This window comes from Acinetobacter amyesii, from assembly GCF_023499985.1.
Classification (GTDB): domain Bacteria; phylum Pseudomonadota; class Gammaproteobacteria; order Pseudomonadales; family Moraxellaceae; genus Acinetobacter; species Acinetobacter amyesii.
Map to the genome: position 1 here is coordinate 1 of NZ_JAMCOU010000023.1, position 17,648 is coordinate 17,648.

The window sequence follows — 17,648 nt, forward strand, 5'->3', positions numbered from 1 at the left end:
CTTTCAAAATCCTTGCCGAGCGATATCGTAATCGAGGAAAAAGACTGGGCTTAAGATTCAATTTAATTGCGGGAATCTATAATTTAAAGCTGAGCAAAAAATGAATTATGAAAGAAGTCTATTGATCTTAAAATATGCGAATATGGGATGAATGTTGGATAGATGTATATTCTTATGAGTATGGACGCAAAATCTCACAGAAAAATGGACAAAGAGTCATATCTAACTTGTGCGCTTTAATTTAAAGCCTAGATCTTAGGTCTTGGTTTTTTATTTCGTATAACCTCTATGATGTTAAATAGGCTTCAAAAGCCACCCATGAATGACATTAATCTGATGCTGTATAGCATCTATTAAATGAGGTGAATTTTCGATTGTCCATGTTTCATCGCACCAGTCACAAGCGTCATAGAGGTCACCTATCCATTCGGGATAGTAAGCTATGTTATTTTCAAGTCCTCTTGGTGCATCAAGGAACCCTTTTTCTAAATTACTAAAAATTTTACATAGCTTAAGAGGGCTTAAATTACCATTTTTATAGTCAGCTAAAACACCTAAAAAGAATTTAGCTGCCAATATTTCGGCTTCTAAACAATTGGATGAAAATTCAGAATCTTTTATCTGTATTACACTGAGTAATAGTGGTTCATAATTAGGATATAGTTCAAGTAATTCAGCAGGAGTATTTTCATTGTTATCAATATATTCAATTAATTTTTTTCTCCTTTCTGAGTAAGAATATTCTCCATAATAAAGTTCTATATATAACGCTTTTAATGTCATTGATTATTCCAACTGATTCTTGATTTTCTCTAAAATTAGCATAATACACGTGATGCGAAGTTGAAAAAATTGATACTATAGACTTAATTTTTATATATTTTTTAAATTTAAAGCCTAGATCTTCGGTCTAGGCTTCTTCATTTTGTATAACAGCCATTATGTTAAATAGTTTATTTCTATTAGCTTCTGTAAAGCTCAATAGTAAATTAAGCTAGTTTCTTAATGTGACAGAACCTTATTATTTGCAGGAATGTATTTGAGATTTTGGTAAGTAGATCAGAAATTATGGAACAAAGAACAAAACGTAAGAGAATTAAAGAAGGTGATGTGATTGCAATTAATTTGGGGAATCTAAGCTATGGCTATGGCTATGGCATAGTTTTAAAATCTCCATTGGCAGGGTTCTACAATTTACAGGCGAAAAATTTAGAGTTGAATGTTAATTTCATAACATCACATTCGATTTTGTTTAAAGTACCTGTCATGAATTACGCATTTAAATCCGAGAAATGGCATATTATTGGGAATGTAGAATTAAATGACGATTTAAAACAGAAGGTTTACTTCTTTAAGCAAGATATGTTTGATCATTCAATTTCTATTTATTATGAAGATGGAACTGAAGGTATCGATATTCCAGCAACATATGAAGAAGTAAAAGATTTGGAACGTGCTGCTGTATGGGATCCTGAACATGTAGAAGATCGTTTAAGAGATCATTTTAATGGTGTTCCGAATGAGTGGGTTAAACAATTACGCCCTAAACCCTCTGCATCTTAAAATTAACATAATACACCTTATACGAAATTCTATTTTTTATTTCATATAAATCACTATCTTATACTTATATAAAAAGCCCAATCATCAACGATGGGGCTTTTTGTTGATTCTTCATGTTTCACGGTTTTGTTTAATGATATAGCAAACAAAAATGTCCAGATTAAATATGAATAGTTATCCAAGTCGTTATTCATTCTGAAGATAGACAAATAACAGGATTGGGGCGTCATTGATAGTCAAATTCACGTACAATATTGACTAATTTGTAGGTATAGATCCTGCCTTATCAGTTGATTCTGTTCTCCCGTTGAATATTGGCATACACATGGCGCAAGCAAAGAAATCTTTTCCGCAGCAAAAATCGGAATTACATGCACGAAATCTGCATCGCAGTCGTTACGATTTTCCTCAACTCATCAAGAGTTGTCCGGAACTTGCACCTTTTGTCAGCCCAAATAAATATAATGATTTATCGGTAGATTTTTCTGATCCACACGCTGTGAAAATGCTCAATAAAGCATTGCTTAAGCATTTTTATGGCATTCAATATTGGGATATTCCCAAAGATTTTCTTTGCCCGCCTATTCCGGGCAGGGCTGACTATATTCACTATTTGGCTGACTTGTTAAGTGCCAACAACAAAGGGCAGATTCCAACAGGACACACCGTTCAAGTCTTAGATATTGGGGTTGGTGCGAACTGTATTTATCCGATTATTGGTCATCGCAGCTATGGCTGGAAATTTGTAGGCTCAGACATACATGCTGCATCGGTTAAAAGTGCTCAATTTATTGTGGAGGCCAATCCGAATCTGCGTAAAGGCATTCAGATTCGATTGCAAAAAAAAGCGAGCAATATTTTTAATGGTGTGATTAAACCTTCAGATCGTTTTGATTTGACCATGTGTAATCCACCATTTCATGCCTCGCAAGATGAAGCCAACGCGACAGCAACGCAAAAATTAAGAAAACTGGGCAAGCCAGTTGATCGGAGCAAGGTGGTATTAAACTTTGGCGGTCAAAAGAACGAACTCTGGTGTGATGGCGGCGAAGAGCGATTTGTCTGCCAAATGGTACAAGAGAGCATCCAGTTTGCTGAACAATGTCTTTGGTTTAGTACGCTGGTTTCCAAGAAAACAACATTGCCAGTGCTTTTAAAGGCCTTAGCGAAGAGCGGTGCAGTGGATGTGAAAACCATTAAAATGACGCAGGGACAAAAAGAAAGCCGTTTTGTCGCTTGGACTTTTTTAGATTTAAGGCAACAGCAAGCGTGGAAGAAAGCACGTTGGACTTCAGCTTAAGTCCGTCTTCGTTGGAGATTTTCGCCTTGTCTTTGACAGCAATGCATAGGGCATCAGTATAAAGTTTCCTATAGCGATAAGCACAGTGTGTTGAATCAATCTGGAGATATTTTTGCTAAACAAGACGTATTGTTAATTGTTACAAAAAACAGCATCCAGCGATTTTTGATTATTTCGTGTTCTAAATGCCTTGAATATTCTGCAAGGGCTTCTTTTATATGTGAAAAATGCGCGGAATTGAACTGCAAATGCGTATGTTTATCATTTAAATTATATAAAAATCATAAGCTTACAAAAATTATATTTTGCATTCATTTTGAAACTTGTCCATAATATTTGAAAAGGGTATGGAGTGAAGAAAATGCGTGGCAATCCAGAAGTCGTAGACTACTTAAATATGCTGATCGGTGGCGAACTGGCTGCTCGTGATCAATACTTAATTCATTCCCGTATGTATGAAGATTGGGGCTTAAGTAAAATCTTTGAACGTATCGATCATGAAAGCCAAGAAGAAGGCTCACATGCAGATGCATTGATTCGTCGCGTATTGTTCCTTGAAGGAACGCCGAATATGAATCGTGATGATATTGAAGTCGGTACAGACGTTGTGACTTGTTTAAAAGCGGATTTGGCGCTTGAATATCATGTTCGTGAGAAACTTGCTCAAGGCGTAAAATTGTGTGAAGAAAAGGGTGACTATGTGACCCGTGATATGCTCCGTCAGCAAATGTCAGATACTGAAGAAGATCATACCTACTGGCTTGAAAAGCAAATGCGTTTGATCGAACTCATTGGTCTTCCAAACTATATTCAGTCTCAAATGTAATTTAAAAAATATCAAAATAAACCCAGCTTCTGCTGGGTTTTTTATTAAGTCATGAAAACTATTGTTGTAGTTTTTTGATATCTGCCAAAACTTGCGCCGCATGTGTCTGTGTATTCACACTACTGTAGTGATACACAATAATGCCTTTCGGATCAATCAGAAAGGTTTCACGTTTGGCAACTTTCAAAATCCCTAAGTTTCGTACAATACCTAACTGTGTCGCCAGTTTATGTTGTTGATCGGCAAGAATTGGAAAGGGAAGTCCGAGTGATTTAGAGAATTTTTGATGTGATGCAACATCATCTAAGCTTGCGCCCAAAACAACAGCATTACTTTTTAAAAATTGTGGATATAGGGTTTTAAATTGATTGGCTTCTTCTGTACAACCGGGTGAGTTGTCTTTAGGGTAAAAGTACAGAACGAGCCATTTCCCTTGATATTGCTTCAGTTCGTGCCATTTTTCATTTTGATCTTGCAATTTAAAGTTGGGTGCGGGTGTGCCTACCCATTGTTTTTGTTTGTTTTGATTGGTGCTGAGTATGGATGTTTCAGCAACTGTGATTTGGGTAGTTGCTATTAAAGCACATGTCATGAAACAGATTTTTAGCAATGAAGAAACTTTCATAGAGCATCAGTTTATATTGTTCTTTATCTGATCTTAGCAAATTTTAAAGCGCTGTAGGCTAGCTGATTTTATATTTATTGAAGTCGATTTCGAATGTCTTTTGGCAAATCGGTTGATGTGCTGAAATGCCACTATCAAACGTGCTCTGAACTTTTATACTATTTGGAATCGTTTAATTTTAGAGTTTGCATTGAAACAACAGATTTTACTTATTACTGGATGGGGCGGCGGTAGTAAATTACTTGCTCCTTTACAGCAGGCATTGATCACCCAAGGTTATCAGGTCGAATTATGGAATATTTTTGATGCCTTAAATCTAGCAGTGCTGGAACAGAAAGTTGAATTGGCGCAGCAATTTGATGTGATTATTGGCTGGTCCCTTGGTGGTCAATTGGCGACGATTTTGGTAGATGAAATTCAAAAAAAATATCAACAACAGAAAGTGCTGATCACATTAGGCTCAAATCCAAGTTTTGTAGCTGATGAACAGTGGCCTGCTGCGATGGATCAAGCGAGTTTTCAAAGCTTCAAACAATCTTTCGAGCAGGATGCGATTTCGACCCTAAAGAAGTTTGGTTATATGGTTTGTCAGGGTACTGATAGCACTAAGCAAGATTTCATCACCTTGCAAAGTTTGATTCAAGCTCAAAATTTAGATGTGCTTCGAGCAGGATTGAACTGTTTGGAGAAGCTTAATAATGTCAGTATCTTGAAAAATTACACTGGTCATCAATACCATTTGTTTGCTAAGCAAGATTTTTTAGTTAATTACAAAGTTGGACGCTTACTGCATAATTTAGCTGTAAAGTTTTTGGAGACTGAATTGGTTTCTGGCTCACATGGCTTTCCCTTGTTTCAATCTGAAGTCATAAGTTGCAAAATCTGCCAATATTTAAAGAAAATAGAACAAATCTCTGAATAGCTGGGCTTTATGGCAATTTATTTTTCATTGGCGTGGGGTTAACATCTTGCCTCATTGATGTTTAAGCCTGATACATGGAGTGAGGGATGGCCAATTTAACCGATCTACAATTTGATCAGCAACATATTTGGCATCCCTATACATCGATGACTCAGCCCCTTCCAACGTTTAAAGTGAAACGTGCGCAAGGGGTAATGATTGAGCTTGAAGATGGTCGTCAATTGATTGATGGTATGTCTTCATGGTGGTGTGCGATTCATGGTTATAACCATCCTGAGCTAAATCAGGCAGTGACCGATCAACTGCAACAGATGTCTCATATCATGTTTGGTGGATTGACACATGATCCCGCGATTCAACTGGCTAAATTACTGTTAAAAATCACACCGCCCAGTTTAGATAAAATCTTCTTTGCTGATTCTGGCTCGGTGGCTGTCGAAGTGGCCTTAAAAATGGCAGTGCAGTATTGGGCATCTTTACATCAACCGAATAAAACCAATTTTGTCACTCCACGTTCTGGCTATCATGGCGACACTTGGAATGCCATGTCGGTTTGTGACCCTGTGACTGGCATGCATCAAATATTTGGTTCCAGTTTACCCAATCGAATTTTTGTTGCCGCACCGCAAACGGCCTTTGATGAGGTGTGGAATCCTGGCGACATTTTAGAGCTTGAACAAACTTTGGCTGCGCAGCATGAAAATATTGCGGGATTGATTCTAGAGCCGATTGTGCAAGGTGCGGGAGGCATGCGTTTCTACCACCCTGAATATTTGCGTCAAGCTAAATTACTCTGTGAGAAATATCAGGTCTTATTGATTTTTGATGAAATTGCCACAGGCTTTGGCCGTACCGGAAAATTATTTGCATGGGAATGGGCTGAAGTTGAGCCGGACATTATGTGTATTGGCAAAGGCTTGACTGGCGGATATATGACCTTGTCTGCAACCCTGACTACGCAGAAAGTTGCGAATACGATCAGCCAAGGCGAAGCGGGTGTGTTTATGCATGGCCCAACCTTTATGGCAAATCCTTTGGCTTGCGCTGTGGCTGTAAAAAGTACCGAACTGCTGCTGTCTCGAGATTGGCAAGCGAATATTCGACGTATCGAAACACAATTGAAGTTTCATTTACCAGCACTTTCATCGCTTGAACATGTCAAAGATGTGCGAATACTTGGTGCAATTGGTGTGGTGGAATTGACCTTTAATGTAGATATGAAAACCCTACAACAGGAGTTTGTTCGTCGTGGTATTTGGATTCGTCCATTTGGGAAACTGGTTTATGTGATGCCACCCTATATTATTTCTGAGTATGAATTAAAAATTTTGCTAGAACAAATGGTTGAGGTGGTGAAAAACATGGGGCAGTCGGTATGAATCTGCTTAGCCATTTTTCAGATCAACTTGATCAACTGAAACAGCAAGGCAACTTACGTCAGTTCACTTCTAATCTTCAGCACGATCATTGCATCAGTATTCACGATCACAATATGTTGAATTTAGCGTCAAATGACTATTTAGGTCTGGCTTCAAACCTACATCTACGTGAACAGTTTTTTGATGAAACCCCGAACGCACAGCGTTGGATGAGTTCATCCTCTTCGCGGTTACTGACGGGAAACTTTCCTGAATATGAACAACTTGAATCAACATTAAGTGATGCCTTTCATGGCCGATCAGCACTGTTATTTAATAGCGGCTATCACATGAATATCGGGATTTTACCTGCACTGGCAGACAGTAAAACCTTGATATTGGCGGATAAGCTGATTCATGCCAGTATGATTGATGGCATCCGATTATCGAGTGCGAAATATGTACGTTATCGCCATAATGATTTGGCGCATCTTTCTCAGCTTTTATGCAAATATCATGAAGATGAGGCTTTTGAGCGGATCATTGTGGTGACTGAATCGATTTTTAGTATGGATGGTGATGAAACCGATTTGGCTGAATTGGTACGGATCAAAAAGCAATTTCCTAAAGTGATGTTGTATGTCGATGAGGCACATGCGATCGGTGTGCGCGGTGAGCGTGGTTTAGGCTGTGCTGAGCAATATCGGGTGATGGATGATATTGATCTTTTAGTCGGTACATTTGGTAAAGCACTGGCTTCAATAGGGGGATATCTCATCTGTCATGCGATTATTCGTGACTATTTGATTAACTCGATGCGACCGTTGATTTTTAGTACTGCACAGCCCCCGATCTGTATGGCGTGGACAGATTTTATTTTCAAGAATGTTTTAAATTTAAAAGCAGAGCGTCAACATTTACAGCAAATCAGTCAAAATTTTCAACAAGCTGTGCAAGCCAAAGGTTTTGATTGTCCATCTACATCACATATTGTGCCGGTCATTATTGGCGAGTCGAATAAAACTGTTGCCAAGGCTCAAGCTTTGCAAGCGGCAGGTTTTTATATCATGCCTGTACGTCCACCCACTGTGCCGCAGCATAGTTCGCGCTTACGCATTTCACTCACTGCTCAGATTACACAAACTGATTTGGATCAGTTGACTCAATTGTTGTGAGTGACTTGTGAATAATTTTGAGATTGATAAATCCCAAGTGGCGTTACGCTTTGCTCAGGCAGGGCACAGCTATGCTGAACATGCCGTTGTACAAAAAGAGATTGCTCAACATTTATTTGAGTTGATGCAGCAGTATTGTTCAAAGTTGCAAAATCATCCTATAGAAACGGTTTTTGAAATTGGATGTGGCTCGGGGAATTTAAGCCATTTAATGCTGGAAAATATGCAAATCAATCGTTTGGTTTTAAATGATCTATATGCAGAAATTCAACAGCATTTTCAGTCAAGTCCGCAGATTCAGTACAGACTTGGAGATATCGAACAACTTGAATTTCCACAGCATATCGACTTGATCGCATCTAGTTCGGCTTTGCAATGGGTAGGGAACTTAGCGGGCATTGTTGAGAAAGCCTTTCAAAGTTTAAATCCAGAGGCATATTTTTGTTTTTCGACCTTTGGGCAGCAGAATTTACAGGAAATAAAAGCTTTGACTGGGCAGGGTTTGGACTACCTCGATGTTGATATGCTTCAAATCATATTAAGTCAAAATGGTTTTGAAATTCTGCATCTTTCAGAGCAGACAGCGGCATTATATTTTGATCATCCAAAGCAGGTTTTGCAGCATTTAAAAGCGACAGGTGTGACTGCGACAACCTCACATTTTCGTTGGACGAAAAAATCGCTCTTTGATTTTTATTCAGCATATCAACAGTTTTCTTTGCGTGATGAATCTGGGCAGATGCGTTATGCACTGACCTATCATCCGATTTTTTGTATTGCACGGAGAATGCCATGACAGGGCAAGTTTATTTCATTAGTGGGATCGATACAGGCATCGGGAAAACATATACCACGGGCTATTTGGCTAAAATATGGAATGAACAAGGGGCGCGAACGATCACGCAAAAGTTGATCCAAACAGGCAATGTCGATATTTCTGAGGATATAGAACAACATCGTCAAATTATGGGTACAGGGTTGTTGGTCGAAGATGAAACCAAACTCACGATGCCTGAAATATTTAGTTATCCTGCATCGCCACATCTCGCCACCAAAATCGATGGACGTGACATTGATTTTGCTAAAATCGAATACGCGACAAAACGTTTAACTGAAAAATATGACAATGTTTTACTCGAAGGTGCGGGTGGGTTGATGGTGCCATTAACCACGGATCTTTTAACCATCGACTATGTTGTAGAGAAACAATATCCCGTTATTTTGGTGACATCAGGTCGTTTGGGCAGCATTAACCATACGATTTTAAGTTTGGAAGCACTAAAAAGTCGTGGCTTGGCACTTTATGCACTGGCTTATAATTTAAATGATGAATCGCAAGATGCATTGATTTCTAAAGATACTGCTGAATATTTAAAAGCATATTTAGCCAAACTCTTTCCAGAGGCGTTATGGATTGATGTTCCTGTATTGGCATAATGGGCTAACTCTTTATATTGACAATAATTGGGCGTATTTATGACGGATCATGCGTTTATAGAACTTGCGATTCAACTTGCGAAAGAAAATATTGAGCAAGGTGGCCGACCATTTGGTGCTGTGATCGTTAAGCATGGTGCTGTGGTGAGTACAGGGGTGAATGAAATATTAATCTCGGGCGATCCGACATCTCATGCCGAGTTAAATGCATTAAGACAAGCCGCCCAAAATTTAAATACGACGTCTTTGAAGGACTGTATCGTTTATGCGAGCGGACAACCATGTCCAATGTGTTTGGCGGCTCTGCGAATGGCTGGAGTTGAAAAAATTGTATATGCTTATTCAAATGCTGATGCAGAAGCCTATGGTTTATCTACAGCAGAGATTGCCGAAAAATTAAGACTTGAACCACATGAACAGCAAGGGTTGAGTTTTAGTCAGTTAAAGCCAAACTGTGATCATGAGCTATATGATTTTTGGAAGCAGAAAAATACTTAATAAATACTATGTGTTTATTTCTGAGTCACTTACTGGATAGATTTCTGTGAATAATTAAAAAAGCCAACTGAGGTGATCAGTTGGCTTTATTGTTGGGGAGTAATTATTGATTTGCTGAGACCCCAATTTTTTTGACATTCAAACGTTGTGCTGCTGCCATCACCATAGCGACATCTTTATATTCTGTCATTTTGTCAGGTTGCACTTTGATCGTATCCTGATCTGCTTGTTGTGCAACACCAGCAAAAAGTGTTTCTAAAGCTTGTTTATTGGCAACGGGTTGACCATTCCAAAATAATTTACCTTGTGCATCAATTTTAAGTGTCACCGGTTCAGGTGGTTTTTCATTGGTTGGCGGTGGCGTACCATTTGGCAAATCAATATTGATCGAGTTATTTGGAATTGGAATTGTGATAATAAACATAATAAGCAAAACCAACATCACATCGATCAATGGCGTCATGTTGACGTCCAACATAACATCATCGTCTTTATCGGAACCGACATTCATTCCCATACCTTGTCCCTCATCCGATTATGGTGCGGCAACAGGAGTAGTGACAAAAGCAATTTTGCCAATTCCTGCTGCTTGTGTTGCACTAATGACTTCATCAATCGCTTCATATTTTGTCACCTGATCGCCACGGATATGAACTTCAGGTTGCGGACGCTTTTTAGCTTCCGCTTGTAGTCGACTGATCAGCGTATCTTTATCTGCAATGTATTTTTCATTCCAGAAGATATCGCCATTTTTATTGACAGCAATCTGAATATTGATCGGTTTGGTTTCATAAGGTGTGTTTTTTTCCTCAGGTAACTTCACCGGAACTGTATGGATTGCAACAGGTACTGTAATTAAGAAAATAATGAGCAGCACCAACATAATATCAACCAAAGGTGTTGTATTAATGGCTGAAATTACATCATCTTCGTCACCATCTGAATTGACCATCATTCCCATGGCTGATGCCTCTCTTATTTTGTGTCGTTATTATTGTTTTTGATCTCACCGCTTAAAAGTACGGTGTGTAGATCTGAACCAAAGGTACGAACATTATCTAGAACTGCTTTATTACGACGCGTTAACCAGTTATAGCCAAGAACCGCAGGTACTGCTACAGCCAAACCAATTGCCGTCATAATTAGGGCTTCACCGACTGGGCCTGCAACTTTATCAATAGATGCTTGACCTGAAATACCAATTGCTGTTAAAGCGTGGTAAATACCCCAAACTGTACCGAACAAACCCACAAATGGTGCAGTCGAACCTACAGTTGCGAGGAAAGCCAATCCACCACTTAAATGGCTTTGAATTTTATCGATAGCACGCTGGATTGAAATAGTCACCCATGTGTTGAAGTCGATACGTTCCAGCAGATTACCGCCATGTTTTTTGGTTGAATTAATACCTTTTTCTGCAATGAAGCGGTAGGCGCTAGACTCATCAAGCGTTTCAGCAGCGCTATCAATTGAAGCAGCATCCCAAAATTTAGCTTCGGCTTCTTTGCCTTGACGTTTAATTTTAGCTTGTTGAATAAATTTAGTGACCATGATGTACCAAGTTCCAATCGACATCAGGACCAAGATAAAGAGTGTCGATTTAGCAACGATGTCACCTTCACGCCATAGTGCTTCTAAGCCATACGGGTTATAGACTTCTTTGGTTGCTGTAGGCATTGGTGGCGGTGCAGGTGTATTTGTTGTATTCGTAGTTTCTACTTGTGTTGTTGCAGTATTTGCAGATTCTTCAGCAAATGCTGCTTGCAGTGGGAGTAATGTACTTGTTACTAAAACTGTAGCAGATGCAAAAATACGCGCAGATTTCATCATTTTATTCATTTATATTCTCCAAATTTTTGTAGATTCATTAATCAAGTTTAAATTCGTATTCAATATCAAACCAATCTTCAACTGGCTCACCATTTTTGAGTGCAGGCTTAAATGTACATAAGCTGAATGCTTTGCTAGCAGCCTTATCTAGAGATTTAGTACCACTCGATTTTTTGACCTTCACTTGTTTCGCACTGCCGTCAGGCCCAACCAATACAGAGATGCGGACAGTTCCTACTTCTTCTGCCATTGCAGCTTCACGAGGGTAATCTGGTTCTTTACATCCAACGCTACCCTCAGATGCACCACGTGTTTCCCCAGCAGGTTTGGGTGCAGGCGCAGGTGCTGGAGCTGCTGCAGCTACAGGTGCTGGTGCTGGTGCTGTCAAAGGACTAGGAGATGGGGAAGCTGTAGGCGTAGGTGTTGAAACGGCTTTAACTGTTTGAGTTGGTGCAGCTTTTTCAACGACCTTTTGTTCAGGTTGAGGGTCTGGTGTTTTGAGCACTTCCTTAACGAGTTTTGGTAATTCAGGTGGTTTTTCAATTGGTTTCGGTTTTTCTGGCTCAGGTTTTTTATCTTGAATAATGATTAATTCAACAGGTTCTTCTACAGTTTTCTCACCTTTTTTGGAAAGGCCAGTAATTAATCCGTAGAGTACAATGAGATGCAGAAGAATGACTGCCCCAATTCCGATCAGGCGTTTGCCGGAATTATTTTCTAATTCGGAAAAGCTTTTGCCCATTACTACTCCTGAAATGTGAGACAAACAATCAATAGTGAAATTGGCACTTGAGATATAAGTGTTTTTTGCATTTTTTATGTTTGACTAATTAATTAAATAAATAGTGCAAGTACGATTCCTATTGGAATCGTACTTGCAAATTTAGCTTTTAGAACTTGTAAGTACCGCGGACATAGAATGTACGACCAGTAGGATCGCTATAACGAGGGTCATAGCCATATTGGAAGTTATCTAATACGTTCGATGCAGCAGGCTCTTCAGCAAATAAGTTTTTGATACCACCTGTGATTTCTAAGTTTTTGAAACCACTGTATGTTCCTGCAACGTTATACAGTGTGTAATCAGGCACACGGTGTTTATCAAATTTTTCTTCGCCGATTTGGTTTTGGTCATCGTAGCCACGGAAGAACTGTTGTTCGAAGATGATTTTCCAGTTTTCATAGCTCCAATTTAGGTTCGCTGTGTGCTTCCAACGTAAAACAGCAGGGTCGTCATACACACCTACTAAGCCTTCCCAATCACCATCTTTTTCTTCTTGGTAGTCATTTTTGATGACATAGGTACCATTAATGCCAAAGCCAAATCGACCTGTCGCGGTTAATGGTGAAAGGTAATCTAAGCTAATGTCGATACCTTGAGTTTTAATACCCCCTGTATTCATTAGAATGGTATTGATGTATTCAATACGACCATCGGCACCACGTACGAATAATGAAGCATATTTCTCAGGATCTTCAAAAATTGAAGTTTCACCCACTTGGCCAACTAATTCTTCAATTTCAATGTTGTAATAATCAACAGCTAAAACTAAGTTTTTAATTGGTTCGTAAACAAAGCCGGCTGTAAATGTTTTAGATTCTTCTGGTTGAAGATCTGGGTTACCACCTTGCATACGGTAGAACTGAGTATTACATTCGGTTTGATATTGAGTTGAGGTTGGTTTACCGCCTGGGCAAAGGACAGGGTCGTTATATTTTGCGCCAGTGTAGGTTTTACTTTGTTGCGCATTAATTTCCCAAAGGCTTGGAGCACGGAAACCAGTACTGTAGGTACTACGGAACATAAGTTGCTTCATTGGTTCCCAACGAATACCGACTTTTGGATTGAAAGTGTCGCCAAAATCGCTGTAGTCGTCATAACGTGCTGCAAGTTGAGCTTCAATTGTTTTGGTAATTGGAATTTGAAGCTCAGCAAAGGCGGCAGTAATATCTCGGTCACCTTTACTCAGAGGTTTGTCAGGGTCAATACCACTACCTGGTACAAGGCGTACTAACTCAGAGTTTACTTTTGCTTCCCAATCTTGAGTTGTAAAACTTCCACCAAATGCAAAACCAACATCACCAGCTGGTAAGGTGTAAATCGGGCGGCTCACGGTAAAGTCAAATGTTGTGGAATCAAGTGTTGCTTCGTTTGTTGTACCACTCACATTTAATGAGGTCCAAACGTTAGCATCTGCAGATGGACCAAATGGGTTGATTGTGCCGTCATTTAATCCTTCTTGTAGTTTGTTACGATTTAAGTATCCACTAACAAAGCTATCTGATGCTTCGCCTTTTGCGTAAGTTACGCCACCGTTGATATCCCAACCGTATGCTTCACCTTCAAGTCCAGCAAAAATACGATGAGATTCATTGATAGATTGTGAAACACGGTTGCCCGCTTGAGAGCGTAAGTAAAGTTGTAATGGATCACCACTTAGACCATCAACACCAGGGGTAATACCCTCGCCTGGATAATATTGACTGCTTTTAGGAATCGTGACAGAGCGACTATATACGTCTGGAGCAATAGAAGTCGTCACTTTGCTTTTTGCATAGACATATTCACCAATAGCGTTGAAGTTATCGCTAAGTTTGATGGTTGCACGACCAATTGCAGACAAGTCCTCAGTTTCTGGCTGAATACCAATTAAAGCTTGCGTATTGAGGAAGCAGAGTCCGCCATCTTCAGTGACATTGGTTAAATTATTACAATTCGCTGCACCACCATACGGGTTCGCTAATACACCTTCAGGATTTCCGTCAGCATCTAAAGGCCCGCCGTTTGGATCAAGAAAGTTAGCAGGGAAGCCATTTGCTGAACCTGCATCGATACCTAACTCAGGTAGAAGGCCACCACGACGGCTGACTTTACGGTCTTTTGCCATAATTTCTTTGGCTTTACGGTAGTCAATTGCGCCATAAACGTTAAAACCTTGTTCATCTAAGTCGCCATAGCCACCAAAAATCGAAACATCGTATTCTTCGCCGCCTTTATCCTCAGGTTTGAGCAAACCACCGCTAATACCTAAACCTGTGTATTGCTTTTTGGTAATAAAGTTAATTACACCTGCGATTGCATCTGCACCATAAATTGCAGAGGCACCATCACGTAAAACCTCAATACGTTCAACCATTGCAAGCGGAATGGTATTTAAGTTGGTCTCAGAGGTACTAAATGGGCTATAAGCCAAACGACGTCCATTAAGTAGGACAAGGGTTTTATCTGATCCTAGCCCACGTAAGTTCGCTGTTGAGCCTGATGTATTACTTGCACCAACGTTTTGCGCTGTACTGTAGCCCGCTTGGTTCGCACTAATTTTTATTAAGGCTTCTTCAGTCGTTGTGACCCCTTGTTTAGTTAATTCTTCAACTTTAATGACTGTAATAGGTGAAGAACTTTGAGCAGAAACCCCTTTAATGGATGAACCAGTCACAGTTACTTTGGCTACTTTCGTTGGCTTAACTGTTTCTTCTTCATTTGTTTCTGCTGCATGCGCTAAAGATAAACACAGCATACTTAAACTAAGAGTACTTAATTTAAGTATTGTTTTGCTAAATGGTGTGCCCCCCACAGATTTAGCATTTTTTTTCTCTTTCATAGTAAAAGTATTCCTTTTTGTTGTAGTTAGCGATATTGCTTGATTGTTTTTAAGCAATTCAAGTGCCAAATTTATATTTAAATTTTATTTTCAAATATAAAATACTGATAAATATCTACATTATTGAGTTTAAAGTGGAGAACTTTAAGATGAACGGTAAGTATATTTTTTTTAAAGTTATCCTTTTAATTAGGTTTTATCAGGAATTTAACTTTTGATCAAAATTTTTTTTAAAAACATGATTAGGTGCAAATTAAAACTTAAAAAGTGTGAATTAATTCATATTTATGTGTTTGATTTATAAGATTAATCAGTGAAATAAATAAAAAATAAAAACATATAATTCATTGTTTTATATGCTGATGACTTGTCATTTCATCTGAAGGTGATCCATTATGAATCAGGAATGTATTATATTTGTGCAAAATATGCTTGGATGCGTTCAACAACAAGAGTTGAATTTTTGATAAAAACGAGCTTTACTCGGAAAGTCGCTATTAGTATAAATTTATCTTAAAAAATGAATTTAAAAGGATATTTAATTCAGATAACTTTCAACCAAGGAGTGGTGGCATGAATTTCGCTTTATATTAATTACTGTATTAAGTTCTACGTTTAAAACTTAATTTAAACTGGTTCATTTTATTTTAGTAAAGGTGGCTTTATTTAAAGTCTGCTTGCGGCTTTGTATTATTAAAAAATCATCAGAAAGGAAAAGGTTTGGAAACTAGAAAATTTAAAAGAGCGCTCCTTGCATTATTAATTTCAACAGGGATGATGGCCGAGGTTCAAGCTTCTGCACAATCGAATAAAGTTTTAAATATTGCATTTGAAGCACCGGATGATGGTTTTGATATGGTCAAAACCTATAATTATTATAGTGGCAATATTGCGGAAGCCATTTTTGAACCCTTATTGAAATATGACTATCTAGCACGTCCTGTTGTTCTTGTTCCAAATACTATTGAAGCGATGCCAAAGATTGAACAAGAAGGAAAAGTCTATACCTTCAAAATCAAACGAGGCATCCATTTTTCAGATGATCCAGCCTTTAAGGGAAAAAAACGCGAGCTAGTTGCGCAAGATTACATTTACGCGATTCAACGAATTTTAGATCCAGCTAACCGTTCTCCGACCTATTCATTTATTGATGGCAAAATCTTAGGAGGGGATGCGGTCGTTGCGGATGCAAAGAAGTCAGGAAAATTTAATTACAATGCGGCTATTGCCGGCCTAAAAGCGATAGATCCTTATACTTTGCAAATTACTTTGACGCGCCCTGACTATAATTTTCAATATATTTTGGCCTATGTTACGTTTGGTGCAATTTCAAAAGAAGTTGTTGAATTTTATGGCAATAAAATTGCACAGCATCCTGTGGGAACAGGACCGTATCAGCTCAGTAAATATGTTCCACGTAGCAAGATAGAATTGGTTGCAAACCCGAATTATCGTGGTTTTATCTGGAATTTTAAATCGACAGGCACCGCTTGGGACAATCAGTTAGTTAAAGAAATGAACGGGAAGAAAATGCCACAAATCGGCAAGGTTTCCGTCAGTATTATTGAAGAAGAACAGTCACGGTGGTTAGCATTTAAAACAGGGCAGCTAAATTTTGATAAATTGACCTCAAATGCTGTCCCACAAGCCTTAGATTCTCAAAATAAACTTAAGCCTGATATGCAAAAGCTCGGCATTAAGCATTATCCAAATAAAGATGCTGAAATCACCTACAGCATGTTCAATATGCAAGACCCGCTTGTCGGTGGTCAAAGCCTTGAAAAGATCGCTTTACGCCGTGCCATCAGCATGTCATACAATCAAGCTGAATCGATTAAACAGTTATATCAAGGGCAGGCCGTAAAGGCTGAAATGTTTTTACCAGAAGGCGTGAGTGGCTTTAATCCAAAATATCGCAGTAGTTTGGGATATAACCCATTGCTGGCCAATAAATTACTGGATCGATTTGGGTATAAGAAAGGTGCTGATGGTTATCGAACCTTGCCCGATGGTAAAGCGTTGACCTTAAAAATAAATACTGAAAATAGCTCTAAATCGCTGATTCAATCTGAGTTATGGAAAAAAAATCTCGATGCCATTGGGATACGGGTACAGTTTAAGGTCAGTAACTTTGCTGACAATTTAAAAGAAGCAATGCAATGTAAATATATGATGTGGTCTGGAGCGTGGATTGCAGATTATCCTGAAGGGGAGAACTTTGCTCAATTACTATATGGGCCAAATTCAGGACAAGGGAATTTAAGTTGTTATCAATCTAAAGCTTATGACGCATTATATAAGCAAGCTATTGTGTTGAAACCTAAAGATCGTGAACCTTTTTATGAAAAAATGAACCGTCAAATTGAAGCGGATAACCCTTGGATTATCCATTCTACACGGATTCGTAATTGGTTAATTCACCCTGAAATTCAGGGGTATAAAACACATCCAATGATGAACACCAGTTGGCAATATCTCGATATTCAGCCTAGTAAAAAATAATTGAGTCAGG

At 38.7% G+C, this 17,648-nt stretch carries 17 protein-coding genes and 1 pseudogene; 11 read left to right on the plus strand and 7 right to left on the minus strand.

Annotated features, from left to right (window positions below):
• Positions 1 to 104: pseudogene (locus tag M5F03_RS05510) on the plus strand (IS5/IS1182 family transposase); the annotation flags it as partial.
• Between the two features lie 190 nt (positions 105 to 294).
• Here M5F03_RS05510 and M5F03_RS05515 read toward each other — a convergent pair.
• Entirely contained in the window at positions 295 to 783 is a 489-nt protein-coding gene (locus M5F03_RS05515) for a hypothetical protein (protein ID WP_078194247.1), read from the minus strand.
• Positions 784 to 1,068: 285 nt separating this feature from the next.
• On the opposite strand from M5F03_RS05515, the gene M5F03_RS05520 reads away from it, so the two are divergent.
• The 3 genes from M5F03_RS05520 to ftn all read left to right on the plus strand — a co-directional run bounded on the left by M5F03_RS05520 (position 1,069) and on the right by ftn (position 3,689).
• The gene (locus M5F03_RS05520; protein WP_249707343.1) at positions 1,069 to 1,563 is read left to right on the plus strand and encodes an immunity 26/phosphotriesterase HocA family protein; all 495 of its coding nucleotides are present in this window, start codon (positions 1,069 to 1,071) and stop codon (positions 1,561 to 1,563) included.
• Positions 1,564 to 1,888: 325 nt separating this feature from the next.
• Entirely contained in the window at positions 1,889 to 2,863 is a 975-nt protein-coding gene (gene rlmF, locus M5F03_RS05525; protein WP_078194245.1) for a 23S rRNA (adenine(1618)-N(6))-methyltransferase RlmF, read from the plus strand.
• Positions 2,864 to 3,224: 361 nt separating this feature from the next.
• Positions 3,225 to 3,689 (plus strand): heteropolymeric bacterioferritin subunit Ftn, encoded by a 465-nt coding sequence (ftn, locus tag M5F03_RS05530; RefSeq protein ID WP_067762676.1) that lies wholly within the window; start codon positions 3,225 to 3,227, stop codon positions 3,687 to 3,689.
• Positions 3,690 to 3,747: 58 nt separating this feature from the next.
• On the opposite strand, the gene M5F03_RS05535 is transcribed toward ftn, so the two are convergent.
• A complete protein-coding gene (locus M5F03_RS05535; RefSeq protein WP_372491124.1) occupies positions 3,748 to 4,281 on the minus strand; it encodes a peroxiredoxin in 534 nt (177 codons plus the stop codon).
• A gap of 223 nt (positions 4,282 to 4,504) precedes the next feature.
• Here M5F03_RS05535 and M5F03_RS05540 point away from each other — a divergent pair, with 223 nt between their 5' ends.
• The 6 genes from M5F03_RS05540 to M5F03_RS05565 all read left to right on the plus strand — a co-directional run bounded on the left by M5F03_RS05540 (position 4,505) and on the right by M5F03_RS05565 (position 9,704).
• Positions 4,505 to 5,236, plus strand: a complete 732-nt coding sequence (locus tag M5F03_RS05540; RefSeq protein WP_249707345.1) for an alpha/beta hydrolase family protein — start codon at positions 4,505 to 4,507, stop codon at positions 5,234 to 5,236.
• 86 nt (positions 5,237 to 5,322) lie between these two features.
• On the plus strand, positions 5,323 to 6,615 hold the full coding sequence (gene bioA, locus M5F03_RS05545) for an adenosylmethionine--8-amino-7-oxononanoate transaminase (protein ID WP_249707347.1): 1,293 nt from the start codon (positions 5,323 to 5,325) through the stop codon (positions 6,613 to 6,615).
• On the plus strand, positions 6,612 to 7,769 hold the full coding sequence (locus M5F03_RS05550) for an 8-amino-7-oxononanoate synthase (RefSeq protein WP_249707349.1): 1,158 nt from the start codon (positions 6,612 to 6,614) through the stop codon (positions 7,767 to 7,769). Before bioA ends, M5F03_RS05550 begins: the two co-directional genes overlap by 4 nt.
• Positions 7,770 to 7,776: 7 nt before the next feature.
• Entirely contained in the window at positions 7,777 to 8,565 is a 789-nt protein-coding gene (gene bioC, locus M5F03_RS05555) for a malonyl-ACP O-methyltransferase BioC (protein ID WP_180025078.1), read from the plus strand.
• Entirely contained in the window at positions 8,562 to 9,206 is a 645-nt protein-coding gene (bioD, locus tag M5F03_RS05560; protein ID WP_180025079.1) for a dethiobiotin synthase, read from the plus strand. Before bioC ends, bioD begins: the two co-directional genes overlap by 4 nt.
• Positions 9,207 to 9,245: 39 nt before the next feature.
• Entirely contained in the window at positions 9,246 to 9,704 is a 459-nt protein-coding gene (locus M5F03_RS05565; protein ID WP_180025080.1) for a nucleoside deaminase, read from the plus strand.
• Positions 9,705 to 9,807: 103 nt separating this feature from the next.
• Here the strand turns inward: M5F03_RS05565 and M5F03_RS05570 are convergent, their stop codons facing one another.
• The 5 genes from M5F03_RS05570 to M5F03_RS05590 form a co-directional block, all read right to left on the minus strand.
• Positions 9,808 to 10,221 carry an ExbD/TolR family protein gene (locus M5F03_RS05570; RefSeq protein ID WP_180025016.1) on the minus strand — a complete coding sequence of 138 codons (414 nt, stop codon included), beginning with the start codon at positions 10,219 to 10,221 and terminating at the stop codon, positions 9,808 to 9,810.
• An 18-nt stretch (positions 10,222 to 10,239) separates the two neighbouring features.
• Positions 10,240 to 10,665, minus strand: coding sequence for an ExbD/TolR family protein (locus M5F03_RS05575; protein ID WP_078190074.1), 426 nt, complete (start codon positions 10,663 to 10,665; stop codon positions 10,240 to 10,242).
• 14 nt (positions 10,666 to 10,679) lie between these two features.
• Positions 10,680 to 11,543: a MotA/TolQ/ExbB proton channel family protein gene (locus M5F03_RS05580; protein ID WP_078194237.1), complete on the minus strand. Its 864-nt coding sequence runs from the start codon at positions 11,541 to 11,543 to the stop codon at positions 10,680 to 10,682.
• 28 nt (positions 11,544 to 11,571) lie between these two features.
• Positions 11,572 to 12,276: an energy transducer TonB gene (locus M5F03_RS05585; RefSeq protein WP_249707351.1), complete on the minus strand. Its 705-nt coding sequence runs from the start codon at positions 12,274 to 12,276 to the stop codon at positions 11,572 to 11,574.
• 148 nt (positions 12,277 to 12,424) lie between these two features.
• A complete protein-coding gene (locus M5F03_RS05590) occupies positions 12,425 to 15,136 on the minus strand; it encodes a TonB-dependent receptor (protein ID WP_249707353.1) in 2,712 nt (903 codons plus the stop codon).
• A gap of 774 nt (positions 15,137 to 15,910) precedes the next feature.
• Here M5F03_RS05590 and M5F03_RS05595 point away from each other — a divergent pair.
• Complete coding sequence (locus M5F03_RS05595) at positions 15,911 to 17,638, plus strand: ABC transporter substrate-binding protein (RefSeq protein WP_249707440.1); 1,728 nt, start codon at positions 15,911 to 15,913, stop codon at positions 17,636 to 17,638.
• The last annotated feature ends 10 nt before the right edge of the window (positions 17,639 to 17,648 follow it).